Source organism: Stenotrophomonas veracruzanensis (assembly GCF_032911525.1).
Classification (GTDB): domain Bacteria; phylum Pseudomonadota; class Gammaproteobacteria; order Xanthomonadales; family Xanthomonadaceae; genus Stenotrophomonas; species Stenotrophomonas africana.
The window spans coordinates 256,509-271,883 of sequence record NZ_JAWJTI010000002.1; the positions used below are offsets into that span (position 1 = coordinate 256,509).

Genomic DNA, 15,375 nt, shown 5'->3' on the forward strand with positions numbered 1-15,375 from the left:
TTTGTTACAATGTATCAATCACAGGGCGCACGAATCCCGTCGATGGGACAGGGGGAGGGAAACCGTGCGGGTCGGAGAGGGATGTTATATTATTCCATAACGATTCGCCGACCCTGCTGGAAGTCATGTCCCTGTCCTCACGCCTGCGCCACCTGCTCGACCGTTTCGGCGCCACTGGTTCGATGCTGTGCGCGGTGCACTGCGCGGTGATCCCGGTACTGCTGGCCGCAGCGCCTTCGTTGGGGCTGTCGTTCTGGCTGAGCGATGGGGTGGAACAGGCGCTGGTGGTGTTCGTCACCCTGCTGGGGCTGTTCAGCCTGGTCTGGGGCTACCGCCGGCACGGTGCGCTGCGTGCGCTGGGCTTCCTGATTCCCGGCCTGGTCGCGTTGTGGGCCGGCGTGCTGTACGACCCGTTGCACCACAATGCGGTGCCGCACGCGGTGGTGATGACCGTCGGCGGCCTGCTGGTGGGGGTGGCCCACCTGGTCAACCTGCGCCTCAACCACGGTCACGTGCACGACGCCAGCTGCGCGCACTAGGCGCTCCGTGATAGGATTTTCGATCGTGCGCGGGGGCGCCCAGCAAGGCGGCCCCGTCGAACCCGTGTCAGTACGGGGTAACCAGATTTCACATTTGAGGAGTTGAAGACATGGGTAAGGGTGACCGCAAGACCGCCAAGGGCAAGCGCTACAACGCCAGCTACGGCAACGCCCGTTCGCACACCGCCAGCAAGGTCGCCGTAGGCGCCGCCGCTCCGGTTGCCAAGAAGACCGTGGCCAAGGCTCCGGCGAAGAAGGCTGTGGCGAAGAAGGCTGTCGCCAAGGCCTGATCCGGCCCAGACCGGTTCAACGAAAAACGCGGCGCCTGGCGCCGCGTTTTTTTATGCACGTTGTTGTAGAGCCGAGCCCATGCTCGGCTGGCGCAATGCAGCCGAGCATGGGCTCGGCTCTACAGGGAAGTCAGCGCAGGGTCTTCTTCAGCGTTTCCGGATTGCCGTCGTTCGGCGCGGCCGGCACCTGCAGCAGGTGCGCCAGCAGCGGGTAGACGTCGACATTGTCGAAGCCATCGATCACCAGGCCCTGGCGGAACGACGGGCCGCCGGCCACAAACACCGCGCGCATGGAGGGCAGGGCATTGTCGTAGCCATGCGAGCCGCGGTCCTGATGGTCGCGTTTGGCGATTTTCTCCTGATGCAGGGCATCCCAGCCTTCGTCCATGGCGCAGACGATGGCCGGAACCCGCGGATGCGTGCCGTAGTGCCAGCGCGCCGGCAGGTTCTCCTTCTTCCAGCACTCGTAGTGCCCGTGGCGTCCGAGCAGGGCGCGTTCGGCTTCCGCCTCGCGGCCGGCGACCGGCGCAAAACCCACCGACTGGCCCTGGCTGACATTGCGCGCGATGGCCGGATCGGCCATCGATTCAGTGGAGATCACTTGGCCGACCGGGACGCTGGCCATGCCATGGTCAGAGACCACGATGACGTTGGTGGTCGCGGCCAGGCCGCGCTGCTGCAGCCCATCGAGCACCTGGCCGACGATCTGGTCGGCGCGCACGATGGCGTCGGCATACTGCTTCGACTCGGGCCCGTAGTTGTGGCCGGCCTTGTCCACGTGTTCCATGTACAGGGTGGTGAGGCGCGGTGCATCGGCGTCGGTCTGTGCAAGCCAGTCGAGCACGATGCCGGCGCGCTGCTCCAGCGGCTCCTTGCCGTCGTAAACGCGCCACTGGCTGGGGCGTACGCCGCGGATTTCCGATTCACTACCAGGCCATGACGTGGTAGCCGAACGCACGCCGGCATTTTCGGCGCCGACCCAGATCGGTTCGCCGCCCCACCAGCCGCTGGTAGTGACCGCGTCGCGGTTGCTCAGCTCGAACCGGCCCAGTGCTTCGTCGTCCATGCTGTTGTTGACGATGCCGTGGTGGTCCGGGCGCAGGCCGGTGACGATGGTGTAATGGTTGGGGAAGGTCAGTGATGGATAGGACGGGGTCATCCAGCGTGCACGCACGCCGCCGTCGATCAGTCGCTGCAGGTTCGGGGTCAGGCCGCGGTCCAGCGCGTCGGCACGCAGGCCGTCGATGGAGATCAGCAGCAGCTTCGGCGGCATGGCCGCAGCGACGGGTGTGGGAACGGAGGCGGAAGGGGCGGGCGCGGTGGTGCAGGCGGCCAATGGCAGCAGCAGCGCCAGCGCGCAGGTCAGGCGTACGGAAGTCATCCGCGCATGATAAGCCCGTGCAATGACGCGCCCAAGACACGGCGCGCTATCGCGCGCCGAGTCCGCGCATTTTTCCTTATCCCCGCACCTGTCGGTGCGCGCCCTTCAACAAGACGGGGGCTTTTCATGTCCCTGCTGCTTCCATCCACGCATGGCGTGGATTTACCGTGTCGACCAAGGTCGACACCTACCAGCAGCCGCGCAGTGCGCCGTCCCGACAGATCGCAGGAATCTGTCGAAGGCGTGATGGGTCCGGTTGCAGGGGTGTCCGCGGCATGGATGCCGCGGCCAAGCCCCCATGGGTGAGGGCGCTTTGCTTGCGAAGCACTGCTTCGCAAGCGCCCGAACGCACAGCCGCCAGCGGCTGGGCCGGCCTGGGGGTTTACGGCGTCCCCCGCAATCGGACCCACCACCATGCCTCGGAATGCTGCTGTTGCTTCGGCCGTTGCGGTTGCCTCTGCGGGTGCCGGGCGCACCCGGCCAGCCCTCTCAAGCGAACAGCGGGGCCTGGCGTTGTTCCAGTCGCAGCAGCGCGGCCTTTGTTTCCAGCCCACCGCCGAATCCGGTCAGCGCTCCATTGCTGCCGATCACGCGATGGCAGGGCAGGATGATCGGCAGCGGGTTGCGGCCGTTCGCGGCACCGACCGCGCGGGTCGCACTGGGCTGGCCGAGGTGCTGCGCCAGCTGCAGGTAACTCCAGGTCTGGCCGAACGGAATCAGTGCCAGCGCCTGCCACACCCGCAGCTGGAACGGCGTGCCGCGTGGCGCCAGTTCAAGGTCGAAGCTGCTGCGTTCGCCGTGCAGGAACTGCAGCAGCTGTTCGCGCGCTTCCGGCAGCGCATCCGGTGCGTAGTGCCAGTCATCGCGTCCGCGTGCCGGATGGCGGTTTTCGGGGAAAAGCACGTGTGACAGGCCACGTTCGTCACCGGCAATGGTTAGTACGCCGATCGGGCTGTCGAAACGATCGAACAACAGGGTCATGTCGGTTCTCCAACGAAAGTGCCGGACAAGTGCCACAGGTGCAGCACGGCATACGCGCGCCACGGCCGCCAGGGCTGCGAGCGTGCTTCGGTCGCGCGTTCGCTCAGGCGCTGGCCTTGCGCGTGGCCGAGCACCTGCTGCAGCACAAGATCGCCGGCGGGGAAGGCATCGGGCTGGCCGAGTCCGCGCAGGGCGATGTACTGCGCGGTCCACGGGCCGATGCCGGGCAGTGCCACGCAGCGCGCTACGAATTCTTCCAGCGCCTGGCCGGGACCGAAGTCGAGCTCGCCACTGGCACAGGCAGCGGCCAGCGCACGCACGGTGGCGGCGCGGCTGCGCGGCAGGCCGATCGATTCCAGCGGCGCCTCAGCCAGCACCTCGGGCGCGGGGAACTGGCGATCGAATTCCGATGGCATGCCCGGCAGGTGTGCGCCATAGGCATCGACCAGGCGCCGGGCGAAGGTGGTGGCCGCGGCCACGCTGACCTGCTGTCCGAGCACAGCGCGTACGCCGACCTCGAAACCATCCCAGCCGCCAGGCACGCGCAGCCCGGGGCGTTCGGCGATGCCACGCGCCAGCAAGGGTTCTTCGCCCAGCGCGGCGTGCACCTGCTGCAGGTCGGCGTCCAGATCGAATACGCGACGCACGCGGCGCACGATGTCCGGAATCAGGCGCGGATCCACCACGCCCAGCTGCAGGCGTAGCTCCGGGCGCTTCGGGTCGGCAGTGACGCGCAGCAGGGTGGGGCGCTCCGGCGTGCCGAGCACGCGCTGGTAGCTGTCTTCGCCGATCAGTTCGATGCCGGGCAGGCTGCGCTTGCGCAGGAAGGCCAGCATGCGCGGGAAATCCAACGGTGGGCGGTACACCAGACGCAGTACCAGGCAGCCGTCATCGGCGGCCAGCGGCTGGTGCTGGCGACGCAGCGCGGTTGGTGCCATGCCGCAGCCCTGCAGGAACGCGGTATTGAAACGACGCAGGCTGTTGTAGCCGGCGGCCAGCGCAACATCGGTCACCGGCAGCGTGGTCTCGGTCAGCAGCTGCTTGGCCAGCAGCAGGCGATGGGTGGCGTGGATCTGTCCCGGCGTCGCGCCCAGATGTTCAACGAACAGGCGCTGCAGTTGGCGCGCGCTGAGGCCGATCTTCTCTGCGAGATCGGCCACCGGCTGGTCCTGCAGGAAACCGCCATGGATCAGCGCGAGGGCGCGCTGCACGGTCTGCCCGGCCAATGCCTGCTGCGCCTGCGGTGCCAGCTCGGGGCGGCAGCGCAGGCACGGGCGGTAGCCGGCGGCGGCGGCCGCGGCGGCGGTCGGGTAGTAGGTGATATTGCGCGGCTTCGGTGGCGGTGCCGGGCACACCGGGCGGCAATAGATGCCGGTGCTGCGCACGGCGGTGAAGAACACGCCGTCGAAGCGTGCGTCGCGGGCCAGGCGGGCGCGGTCGCAGGCGGCGGTGTCGAGGGCGAGGGCGGTGTCCATGGCGCCAGTCTAGGCGTGTGCGGGTGGGGATACTCGCCACATTCGGACATGGATGCTGAAGGGGGTTCTGGCAGGGCCGCGCCCTGCACCCGCCGAGGCCAGAGCAACAGCAACAGCGGCTTCCCGCGGGAGGGCGGGGCGGGTCCGGTTGCAGGGGACGCTGCAAGTACGTCCTAGTAAGCTCGGTCGCGCCATCCATGGCGCTCACGCTGCTGCAATCGGACCCACCCCGCCTTCGACCAGGTTCCTGCGATCTGTCGGAAGGGCATCCCGCTCTGGTAGGTGTCGACCTTGGTCGACACGCTTTCCCAAGGGTCAGAAGGGGTTCAGTGCCACGCGCTGAATGCGCGCCCCGGACGGGTAGACTGTGGTTCTTGCTCACGTGAAGACTGGTTACCCGATGTCCGCCAAACTCCGCTGGTTGCCCTTGTTGTGCCTGGCCCTGGCGGGCTGCAGTCAGCTGGAGAATCCGGGCAATGTGACGGCTGCCGACAAGGCGGCGCGGGCGCCGGCCAGCGATGGCGAGAACATGGTCTCGATCAATGCGGCTGACGCACCGCCACCACCGGTGCCGCCGCGCAGCCGGGCGGATCGGCCGTGGCCGCAGGCGCAGCTGGAGAATGGCCGCGCCTGGGTCAGCTGCAGCACGGAATATGCGGGCGATGCCGGCGACGGTGTCGAACTGGAAGGCCTGCAGCGCGAGCAGATCACCCAGACGCTGGCGCCGTGCGCCGAGCGCGGCCTGATGCGCGTGCGCTACGCCGGCAAGATCAATCCGGGCTTCGCCGAGATGATGTGGCGGTTGGCGGTGGTCGCCGACCAGCAGAAGATCCACAAGCGCATCCTCGATCTGGATTCCAGCGGCGGCCAGGTGGAATCGGCGATCGTCGCCGGTGACAGCATCGGTGAATCCGGCTGGACCATCTGGGTGCGCGAAGGCTCGATCTGCCACAGCGCCTGCGTGTTCGTGCTGGCCGCCGGCGACAACCGCCTGCTGTCGGGCAAGGTCGGCATCCACCGCATGATGCGCATCAGCTCCAAGGCCACCTCGCGTGCGGAACTCAACCGCGAGCTGCACGAGGTCTACGACAACGTGAAGGACTATCTGCAGCGCAACGGCGTGGCGGTGGGCGTGGCCGACCTGATGATGACCGTGCCCAACCGCAGCCTGCGCCTGCTCACCCCGGACGAGCTGCGTCAGTACGGCCTGGATGGCACCAATGCGGTGCAGGACGATCTGGAACGGATCAAGCAGATGCGCGCCTGTGGCGATGACTTCGTGCAGCGCAAGGACGCGTTCCTGATCGCCTTCGACCAGCAGTGCAAGCGCGAAGGCGCCGACATGGAATCGATCAACAGCTGCGGCCAGGCACTGAAGCAGCGCTTCGGCTTCCCGGATGCGGTATGCCCGGAAGAAAGCCCGCTTTCGGAGATCGATGTGGCAACGCTGCCACCGGCACCGTCGGAGCCGCCGCCGGTGGCCGAGCAGGCGCCAGTGAACACCGCCGCGCCCGCCGCGCAGGCCGATGCGGCAGCGGTGGAGGGCAACGCTCCGGCACGCTGACAGCGTAGTCACCGTGCTGGCGTAGACTGCAGTTCTCTCCAGAAGACCGGTGGTGTCCATGAAGCGCGTGCTCCTGCTGCTGTCCCTGCTGCCCCTGACCGCATTGGCGCAGGCACCTGCGCCGGCCACGCCCGCCCCGGCACCCGCGCGCCCGGCCCCCGCATCGCCGGCGGCTGCGAAACCGGCCACCGCCGGTGCTCCGGCGTTGACCGCCGCGCAGCAGGCACAGGTGCAGAAACAGGATGCGGAAATGGGCGCGGCTGCAGTGAAGGCGGCGCAGCTGGTCGATGCCAACCGCGCCGGCGAATTGTGGGATGGCGCTTCGGCCGTGGCGCGCCGCGCAGTACCAAAGGCCGCCTTCGTCAGCCAGTTGACCACCGAGCGCACGCGCCTGGGCGCGCTGGCCGGCCGCGGCCAGCCGACCATCACCCGGGTCAAGTACAGCGCCGGTGCCGCGGTGCCGGAAGGGCTGTACATCAACGTCAGTTTCCCGACCCGTTTCGCCAACAGCGCACAGCCGGTGCGCGAGCTGGTGTCGTTCCGATTCGACGAGGACAAGGTGTGGCGCCTGGCCGGCTACAGCCTGCGTGCGTCGGCACCCTGACGAGATGAACGATGGCAACTGAACTGACGATGCTGGCCTGGTCGGTATTGCTCGGCTTCGTCTACATCTTCGCCACCTCCACCGTGGTCACCCGCGAGCGCGGGATGAAGTGGAATGCCTCGGCACGCGATGGCGATGCAAAGCCGGTCAGCGCGCTGGCCGGTCGCCTGCAGCGTGCGCAGGCCAACTTCCTGGAGACGTTCCCGTTCTTCGCCGCCGCCGCCATCGCAGTGGTGGTGGCCGGTCGCGGCAACGACGCCACGGCGCTGGCCGCGCAGGCCTACTTCTGGGCGCGCGTGGTCTATCTGCCGCTGTATGCCGCGGGCGTGCCTTACGTGCGCAGCCTGGTGTGGCTGGTCTCGCTGCTGTCGATCCTGGCGCTGGTGTTCGCGCTGTTGTGACCCGGGCCTGATCCAGATCAAGGCCGCTCAGGTGCGCGGCGCTATGCTGGCCCGGACTGAATCAACGGCGGGAGGCGCGCATGCGCAGGATGGACGTGGTGGTGGTCGGCGCCGGACCGGCGGGTCTGTGCTTCGCGCGCGCGCTGGCCGGTAGCGGCCTGCAGGTCGGGCTGGTCGAAGTTCAACCGCGCCAGGCCCTGGCCGAAGCCGCCTTCGATGGCCGCGAGATCGCGCTGACCCATGCCTCACGGCAGAGCATGGAGCAGCTGGGGCTGTGGCAGCGCCTGCCGCAGGCCGAAGTCGCTGAGCTGCGCGATGCCAAGGTGATGAACGGCGGCTCGCCGTTCGCGCTGACCTTCGCCAGCAGCCAGGTCGATGGCGAGCCGCTGGGCTGGCTGGTACCCAACCATCTGATCCGCCGTGCTGCATGGGATGCCGTGCGGGACCAGGACGGCCTGGAATTGTTCGACGGGCGCAAGGTGCAGGGCGTGCAGGGCGATGCGCAGGGCCACGTGGTCAAACTTGATGACGGCAGCCAACTTCATGCGCGGCTGCTGGTGGCCGCTGACAGTCGCTTCTCCGCCACCCGCCGCATGCTTGGCATCGGTGCGCAGATGCGTGACTTCGGCAAGTCCATGCTGGTGTGCCGCATGCAGGTCGAGCGCGACCATCACCACACTGCCTGGGAATGGTTCGGCTACGGCCGCACCATGGCGTTGCTGCCGCTCAACGAGGGCCAGGCATCAGCAGTGATCACGCTGCCGCCGCGGCAGATTGAAGAACTGCTGGCGATGGATGAGGTGGCCTTCGGTGAAGCCATCAGCGGTTGCTTCGAACACCGCTTGGGCCGCATGCAGCCAGTGGCCATGCCACAGGCGTATCCGCTGGTGGGTGTGTATGCGCACCGTTTTGTCGGCGAGCGTTCGGCGCTGATCGGCGATGCCGCCGTCGGCATGCACCCGGTCACCGCGCATGGCTTCAACCTGGGACTGGCCAGCGCACAGCGGCTGGCGCAGGGCATCGTCGAGCAGCAGCGCCGCGGTGCCGACATCGCCGCGGCCGGCATGCTGGCCAGCTATCAGCGCGGTCATCGGCTGGCATCGCGTCATTTGTACGAAGCCACCAATGCGATCGCCAGCCTGTACACCGACGATCGCGGTCCGGCGCGGCTGCTGCGGGCGGCCGGCCTGCGCCTGGCGCAGGGCGTGGCACCGTTCAGGCAGCTGATTGCCTCGCACCTGACCCAGCGCGTGGCCTGAACAGATTCAGATCAGCCGGCGGCCAGCACGCGGATCTGGCTGTCGGCGAATTCGACTACCTGGCCCGCGCGGATCTTGCAGGCCTTGCGCAGTTCGACTTCGCCGTCGACCCGCACCTGGCCGTCACTGATGACCATCTTGGCCTCGCCGCCACTGGTGACCAGGTCGGCCAGCTTGAGCAGCTGCTTGAGTTCGACGTAGTCGCCGTCGAGGTCGAATTCGAGAATCTGCATGGAGCGGGGTTCCTGGGAGAGGGGGCGCAGGCCAGTGGCCGTGCCGGAAGAGGCCGCGTATTGTGCGCCAGCGCGGGGCCTGACAGCACGCGTCCGGAAAGCTGTATGCCTCGTTCAGGATCAATGCGGTATGATTCCGCTCTGAGCGAGTGAAATCTCCTCCGACCGAGCAGCGCCAGGGCACGCGATAAGAAGGGCGCCCAAAGCGCGGACCATCACCTTTTTTATCGCACTGCCAGGAAGACGGCAGTGTCTTTGGAGTTCCCCATGTCCCAAGAATCCCAAGCGCCGCTGCAGTTCGCGCAGCTCGGCCTGTCCGAGCCTGTCATGCAGGCAGTCACCGCCATCGGCTACGAAACTCCGTCGCCGATCCAGGCCGCCACCATCCCGGCGATGCTGGAAGGCCGCGATGTGCTGGGCCAGGCCCAGACCGGCACCGGCAAGACCGCAGCGTTCGCGCTGCCGGTACTGTCCAACATCGACCTGCAGCAGATCAAGCCGCAGGCCCTGATCCTGGCACCGACCCGCGAGCTGGCCATCCAGGTCGCCGAGGCGTTCCAGTCCTATTCGTCGAAGATCCCGGGCTTCCGCGTGCTGCCGGTGTACGGCGGCCAGCCGTACGGCCAGCAGCTGTCGGCCCTGCGCCGTGGCGTGCACATCGTGGTCGGTACCCCCGGCCGCGTGATCGATCACCTGGACCGCAGCACCCTGGACCTGTCCGAGCTGAAGACGCTGGTGCTGGACGAAGCCGATGAAATGCTGCGCATGGGCTTCATCGACGACGTCGAAGCCGTGTTGAAGAAGCTGCCGGAGCAGCGCCAGGTGGCCCTGTTCTCGGCCACCATGCCGCCGCAGATCCGTCGCATCGCGCAGACCTACCTGCAGGATCCGGTCGAGGTCACCATCCAGGCCAAGACCACCACTTCGGCCAACATCCGCCAGCGCTACTGGTGGGTGAGCGGCATGCACAAGCTGGACGCGCTGACCCGCATCCTGGAAGTCGAGCCGTTCGACGCGATGATCATCTTCGCGCGTACCAAGGCCGGCACCGAAGAACTGGCCAGCAAGCTGCAGGCCCGTGGCCTGGCCGCTGCCGCCATCAACGGTGACATGCAGCAGGCCCAGCGTGAGCGCACCATCGCCATGCTGAAGGAAGGCAAGCTGGACATCCTGGTCGCCACCGACGTGGCTGCCCGCGGCCTGGACGTGGAGCGCATCAGCCACGTGCTGAACTACGACATCCCGTACGACACTGAAAGCTACGTGCACCGCATCGGCCGTACCGGCCGTGCCGGCCGCAGCGGCGAGGCGATCCTGTTCGCCACCCCGCGCGAGAAGGGCATGCTGCGCCAGATCGAACGCGCCACCCGCCAGCCGATCGAAGAGATGCAGCTGCCGAGCGTGGAAGCGGTCAACGACAACCGCATCAACAAGTTCACCACGCGCATCACCGAGACCCTCGGCGCCGGTGGCCTGGACTTCTACCGCCAGCTGCTGGAGCGCTTCGAGAGCGAGCAGAACGTGCCGGCCATCGAAGTGGCCGCCGCGCTGGCCAAGATGCTGCAGGGTGATACCCCGTTCCTGCTGCAGCCGCCGGTGCGTGCCCCGCGTGAAGAGCGCGCGCCGCGCGAACGCTTCGACCGTGGTGACCGTCCGGAGCGTGGTGATCGCTTCGACCGCAACGAGCGGGGTCCGCGCTTCGAGCGTGGCCCGCGTCGCGATGACGCCGAAGGTGGTTTCGAGCAGCGTCCGCGCCGTGAGGTTCCGCCGCGCGGTGCGCCGGAGCAGGGCATGGAGACCTACCGTATTTCGGTGGGCCACCAGCATGGCGTGAAGCCGGCCAACATCGTCGGCGCCATCGCCAACGAAGCCGGCCTGGAAAGCCGCTTCATCGGCCGCATCGACATCCACGACGACTTCTCGCTGCTGGACCTGCCGGCGCAGATGCCGTCGGACGTGCTGTCGCACCTGCAGAAGGTCTGGGTGTCGGGCCAGCAGCTGCAGATGCGTGCGCTGGCCCCGGGTGAAGACACCAACCCGGCCCCGCGTCCGTTCAAGCCGCGCTTTGACAAGCGCGGTCCGGGTGGCCCGGGTGGCCCGCGTCGTGGCGGCCCGGGTGGTCCGGGTGGCCATGGTGGCGACCGCGGCGGTGACCGCGACAGCCGCCCGCCGCGTCGTGACGGCTTCAAGCCGCGCGGCCCGCGTAGCTTCTAAGCCGCACCCTCAGCCGTCCGCAACAACGCCAGCCTCCGGGCTGGCGTACAGATAAAGGGGACGGAGGGGATTAAGTCGTAAATGGCGGGCCACGCGCTTATGCCGAAAACGACTTAATCCCCTCCGTCCCCTTTTTCGCATGGCCCACACATGGCCGGTCCTAGGCTGGCCGGGTTCCAAGGTAGGTTGTCACCGCAGCACATTCGGGGGGATCCGGGATGGGTAGAAGTGGCACGGACCAGCAGGGCCGGCGGGTACCGATGACCCGTGGCCTGGGACTGCGATTTGCGTTGTTGACGGGCATGGCGATCGGACTGGTCGCACTGTCCGCCCTGATCCAGGAACTGCAGGCGGCCTCCACCGCCTGGATCGCCGGCCAGGGCTACTGGTCGCGTGGTCAGCAGGAAGCCACCGCTGCGCTCAGCCGCTACCTGGCGCGGCGGGATGCCCAGGACCTGGACGACGCACGCCAGGCCCTGCAGGTGCCATTGGGCGATCTGCAGGCGCGGTTGGCGCTGGAACAGGCCGAGCCGGATGAAGCCAAAGCCAGGCAGGGCTTCCTGCAGGGCGGCAACGCACGCGCCGACATTCCGCGGTTGGTGTTCTCCTTCCGCCATGCACGTGACATCGGTGCGTTCCGCGAGGCGACCGCGTTGTGGCGGCAGACCGATGGTGACCTGATGGCGGTGCAGCGCCTGGTCGACGAGCTGCAGCTGCGGCATGGCGAAGGCGCTTTGCCTGCGCCTGTCCGTGATCGCTACCTGCAGCAGCTGCGTGATCTGGACCGGCGGCTGCAGGTGCAGGCGCAGGCATTTTCGCAAGCGTTGCTGCGCATGGCCACGATGGTGCGGATCGCCACGCTGGTGGTCGGTGCCCTGTCGGTGCTGGCGATCAGCCTGATGGCGGTGGCCCTCGCGCGTCGCGTCGGCAAGGATCTGACCGAGCACGAAAGCCGCTTCCGCGCCGCCTTCTACCAGGCCAACGTCGGCATGCTCAAGCTCGACACCGAAGGCAAGGTGATCGAAGCCAACCAGGCGATGGCCGATATCCTCGACTACCGACGCGACGTGCTGCTGCAGATGTCGCTCGGCGATCTTTTGATGGAAGGCGAACTGGTCATCGATGGCGTCGGCCGCATCGACTGGGATCGGCAGCTGCGGCCGAGTGAACTGCGCTTCTGCCGCCGCGATGGCAGCCTGGTGTGGGGGCGCTGGAGTGGCACCGGCGTGCGCAGCGCGGGAGGTGGCATGTCGGTGTTTGCGATCATCGAGGATGTCAGCCAGAACCATGCATTGGCACGTGAGATCGAGCATCACGCCAGCCACGATCCGCTGACCGGCCTGATCAACCGTCGCGAGATCGAGCGGCTGCTGGAACGTTCGCTGCTGCAGGTGCGCAGCGAGGGCGGCACGCATTCGCTGTGCTACATCAACCTGGACCACTTCAAGCTGGTCAACGACAGCTTCGGCCACGCCGCAGGTGACCAGATGCTGCGCAGTTTCGCCGACTATCTGGTGGCCGCGGTACGTGACGGTGACTGGGTCGGCCGGCTTGGCGCCGACGAGTTCGCGGTGTTTCTCGCCCATGCCGGGCAGGACGAGGCCAAGCGCGTGCTGCAGCGGGTGATCCGCAACCTGGGCCAGGCCACCTTCCCGATCAGCGAGGGCAGTCCGCAGCTGAGCTGCAGCATCGGCGTGGTGGAAGTCAGTGCCGATGCGCCGGACGTGAACTGGTTGATGAGTGCCGCCGACAGCGCCTGTTATGCAGCCAAGCAGGCCGGGCGCAACCGCGTGCACTGCTTCAACGAAAACCGCATGGCGCTGGAAGAACGGCGGCAGGAGGCCGAGCGCCTGCAGGGCGTCAGCCTGGCGATGGCCGAGAACCGCATGGTGCTGTATGCACAGCGCATCGCCCGCGTGGGTGATCCGTCCTACCTGCATTACGAGGTGCTGGTGCGCATGCGTGGTACCGATGGCAGCCTGCATCTGCCCGGCCAGTTCATGCCCGCGGTGGAGCGCTACGGCATGGCGGTGGCGCTGGATCGTCATGTGCTCGGGCTGCTGTTCCGCCACCTGCAGGTGTGTCCGGCACACGTGCGGCAGCTGGGCCTGTGCAACGTCAACGTGTCCGCGCAGTCGATCGCCGAGCCGGGATTCCTCGCCTTCGTCTGCGACCTGCTCGAGCGCAACCGCGCGCTGGCCTCCAAGTTGTGCTTCGAGATCACCGAGACCGCGGCGATCAGCAACCTCAGCCAGGCCCGCGCTTTCATCGATGCGGTGAAGGCACGGGGGTGCCGGATGGCGCTGGATGACTTCGGCTCTGGTCTGTCTTCCTTCGGCTACCTGCGCCAGCTGCCGGCGGACATCCTGAAGATCGACGGTGCCTTCGTGCGCGACATGGATACCGACCCTGTCAGCCACGCCACGGTGCGTGCGATCAGCGAGCTCGGGCGCGAGCTGCAGATGGAAGTGGTGGCCGAGTGGGTGGAGACCACGGAGGTGGCCGGGGCACTGACCCGCCTCGGCGTACAGGGCCTGCAGGGCTATGCGATCGAGCGCCCGCAGCCGCTGGAGCGGATGACCCTAGCCGATCTGCGCCCGGTGCGGCTGGTCGCGGTGAAGGGGCCGCCGGCGGCGGGCTGAACGGCGCGGCGGCGACTTTGGTCGACACCTGCGGCGCACGTCCGGCTGCGATAATGCGCGCCAGGGGCGACGTGCAGTGGGCGCGGGCATAAGCGACAACAGGATGTGGCGTGGGCGGCAGGCAGTGGCAGTACGGAACAGGGGCGGTGCTGGTCGTACTGCTGGCGTGGTTGGCGATGCCGTGGCCGCTTCAGGGCGCCGTGGCCGTGTCGGGCCGCGATTATCTGCTGGTGGGAGGCGCCACCGACGAACCAACGCCACATCGGGCATGCACGCCGCAGATGCTGTCCGGCTCCCGCCAGCACGTGCTGGTACCGGCTCCGCCGGAAGGCTGGTCGGGCCAGCCACAGGCGCTGGACGTGTTCAACGTGTTTGCCGGTGAAGTCCGGGTGCAGCACGGTGACCGCGAGATCTGCGGCAACATGCACGACGCGCGCACCCGCGATTCACGTTTCCGGGCCGGCATCGGCCTGGTGGCGGTACCACCGGCCGGCAGCCATGAGCCGTTCCTGGTCTCTTGGCAGACACCGCTGAAGGCACGTTGGGTACCGACCCTGCGGCTGGGCGCGCCCAGCCCGGTGCAGCAGAACGACACCGCCCGACTGCTGATGCGTGCCGCCTGCATCGCCGTGGCGATCGCACTGGCGCTGTCGGCGTTGATGGCCTTCCTGACCACGCGCGATCGCAGCTTCCTGGTCTATGTCGCCGGCACCACAGTGATGGTGCTGTGGCAGGCCATCCTCGGTGGGCTCAGTGGTTACCCGGAACCCTGGCTGCCGGTGGGGGAACATGGCGCGAGGTGGCTGCTGTCGTTGACCGCGGCCTCGCAGGCGCTGGTGCTACCGGCGCTGTGGCGGCTGAACGGAGGCGACCGCGTGCTGCCCCGATCGCGCCCGGCCCAGCTGCTGGTGTTGTGGACCCTGATGGCGCTGGCCGCGCTGGTGCCGTGGCTGCGCTGGGAGCATCTGGCCTGGGTCGCACAGGGCCTGCAGGTGTCCTATCTGTCCGGGTGCGGCCTGGCGCTGCTGGTCGGCATATGGGCACGCTGGCGCGGCGACCGTTGGTCGCAGGCGGGTCTGGCCGCGCTGGCACCGATGCTGGCACTGATCATCGCCGATGCCTGCGGTGCGCAGTGGCTGTTGGAGTACCGGGTGGAGGCGCTGCAGCTGGCGGTGACCTGGTTGTTGATGATGGCGGCCTATGCCCTGAACCAGCGGCTTGGCCGCCTGCGCCAGCAACGTGACGAGTTGCGCCAGCTGGCCGAGACCGATGGCCTGACCGGCCTGCCCAACCGTCGTGCCGGCCTGCAGCAGCTGGGGCGGCATCTGGAGCGTGTCAACCGCGAGGGAGGGCCGCTGGTGATCGGCTTCCTCGACATCGACTTGTTCAAGGACATCAACGACCGCCATGGGCACGCGGTCGGCGACCAGGTGCTGGTGGCCGTCGCGCGGGCCCTGCGCACGGCGGTGCGCAGCCAGGACGAGGTGGTGCGGATGGGCGGCGAGGAGTTCCTGCTGCTGATGCCGGGCATGCCGCGTGAGGCGGCATCGGCGCGGCTGGATCGCCTTCGCCAGCGCATCACCGAGGCCGGCCTGGCGCTGCAGGTAGCGGGGCTGGAGGTGACCGCCAGCATCGGCCTGGCACAGTGGCGGCCGGGCGAGGATGACCTGGCGGCACTGCTGCGGCGGGCCGACCACGCCATGTACGTGGCCAAGCGCGCGGGTCGCAACCGTGTGTTCGACGGTGAAGAGCTCGATCCGCCCGGCCCGGCATGAGGCGCAGCGGGCGGCGA

At 67.9% G+C, this 15,375-nt stretch carries 13 protein-coding genes; 9 read left to right on the forward strand and 4 right to left on the reverse strand.

The genetic code is table 11. The annotated features are described in order from the left end of the window. Nucleotides 1-125 precede the first annotated feature (125 nt). Together R1H25_RS02960 and R1H25_RS02965 are read left to right on the forward strand one after the other, a co-directional pair. A complete protein-coding gene (locus R1H25_RS02960) occupies nt 126-539 on the forward strand; it encodes a MerC domain-containing protein (protein WP_019338435.1) in 414 nt (137 codons plus the stop codon). 110 nt (nt 540-649) lie between these two features. Next, nucleotides 650-829 (forward strand): 30S ribosomal protein THX, encoded by a 180-nt coding sequence (locus R1H25_RS02965; RefSeq protein WP_004150462.1) that lies wholly within the window; start codon nt 650-652, stop codon nt 827-829. Between the two features lie 130 nt (nt 830-959). On the opposite strand, the gene R1H25_RS02970 is transcribed toward R1H25_RS02965, so the two are convergent. The 3 genes from R1H25_RS02970 to R1H25_RS02980 form a co-directional block, all read right to left on the reverse strand. Then, complete coding sequence (locus R1H25_RS02970) at nt 960-2,210, reverse strand: ectonucleotide pyrophosphatase/phosphodiesterase (RefSeq protein WP_317222625.1); 1,251 nt, start codon at nt 2,208-2,210, stop codon at nt 960-962. Nucleotides 2,211-2,699: 489 nt separating this feature from the next. After that, the gene (locus R1H25_RS02975) at nt 2,700-3,191 is read right to left on the reverse strand and encodes a methylated-DNA--[protein]-cysteine S-methyltransferase (protein ID WP_012510484.1); all 492 of its coding nucleotides are present in this window, start codon (nt 3,189-3,191) and stop codon (nt 2,700-2,702) included. After that, nucleotides 3,188-4,666 carry a DNA-3-methyladenine glycosylase 2 family protein gene (locus R1H25_RS02980; RefSeq protein WP_088481088.1) on the reverse strand — a complete coding sequence of 493 codons (1,479 nt, stop codon included), beginning with the start codon at nt 4,664-4,666 and terminating at the stop codon, nt 3,188-3,190. Before R1H25_RS02980 ends, R1H25_RS02975 begins: the two co-directional genes overlap by 4 nt. A 400-nt stretch (nt 4,667-5,066) precedes the next feature. Here R1H25_RS02980 and R1H25_RS02985 point away from each other — a divergent pair, with 400 nt between their 5' ends. The 4 genes from R1H25_RS02985 to ubiM all read left to right on the forward strand — a co-directional run bounded on the left by R1H25_RS02985 (nt 5,067) and on the right by ubiM (nt 8,494). Continuing rightward, complete coding sequence (locus tag R1H25_RS02985) at nt 5,067-6,230, forward strand: hypothetical protein (protein WP_317222626.1); 1,164 nt, start codon at nt 5,067-5,069, stop codon at nt 6,228-6,230. Between the two features lie 58 nt (nt 6,231-6,288). Further along, the gene (locus R1H25_RS02990) at nt 6,289-6,834 is read left to right on the forward strand and encodes a DUF4019 domain-containing protein (protein ID WP_049445024.1); all 546 of its coding nucleotides are present in this window, start codon (nt 6,289-6,291) and stop codon (nt 6,832-6,834) included. Between the two features lie 11 nt (nt 6,835-6,845). Beyond that, nucleotides 6,846-7,235 carry an MAPEG family protein gene (locus R1H25_RS02995; protein WP_049445026.1) on the forward strand — a complete coding sequence of 130 codons (390 nt, stop codon included), beginning with the start codon at nt 6,846-6,848 and terminating at the stop codon, nt 7,233-7,235. An 80-nt stretch (nt 7,236-7,315) separates the two neighbouring features. Further along, the gene (gene ubiM, locus R1H25_RS03000) at nt 7,316-8,494 is read left to right on the forward strand and encodes a 5-demethoxyubiquinol-8 5-hydroxylase UbiM (protein ID WP_317222629.1); all 1,179 of its coding nucleotides are present in this window, start codon (nt 7,316-7,318) and stop codon (nt 8,492-8,494) included. Between the two features lie 11 nt (nt 8,495-8,505). On the opposite strand, the gene R1H25_RS03005 is transcribed toward ubiM, so the two are convergent. After that, complete coding sequence (locus tag R1H25_RS03005; protein WP_012479588.1) at nt 8,506-8,727, reverse strand: RNA-binding S4 domain-containing protein; 222 nt, start codon at nt 8,725-8,727, stop codon at nt 8,506-8,508. A 267-nt stretch (nt 8,728-8,994) separates the two neighbouring features. On the opposite strand from R1H25_RS03005, the gene R1H25_RS03010 reads away from it, so the two are divergent. The 3 genes from R1H25_RS03010 to R1H25_RS03020 all read left to right on the forward strand — a co-directional run bounded on the left by R1H25_RS03010 (nt 8,995) and on the right by R1H25_RS03020 (nt 15,358). Next, complete coding sequence (locus R1H25_RS03010) at nt 8,995-10,941, forward strand: DEAD/DEAH box helicase (RefSeq protein WP_049445032.1); 1,947 nt, start codon at nt 8,995-8,997, stop codon at nt 10,939-10,941. A gap of 218 nt (nt 10,942-11,159) precedes the next feature. After that, a complete protein-coding gene (locus tag R1H25_RS03015) occupies nt 11,160-13,583 on the forward strand; it encodes an EAL domain-containing protein (RefSeq protein WP_317222631.1) in 2,424 nt (807 codons plus the stop codon). 110 nt (nt 13,584-13,693) lie between these two features. After that, on the forward strand, nt 13,694-15,358 hold the full coding sequence (locus R1H25_RS03020; protein ID WP_049445036.1) for a diguanylate cyclase: 1,665 nt from the start codon (nt 13,694-13,696) through the stop codon (nt 15,356-15,358). Nucleotides 15,359-15,375 lie beyond the last annotated feature (17 nt).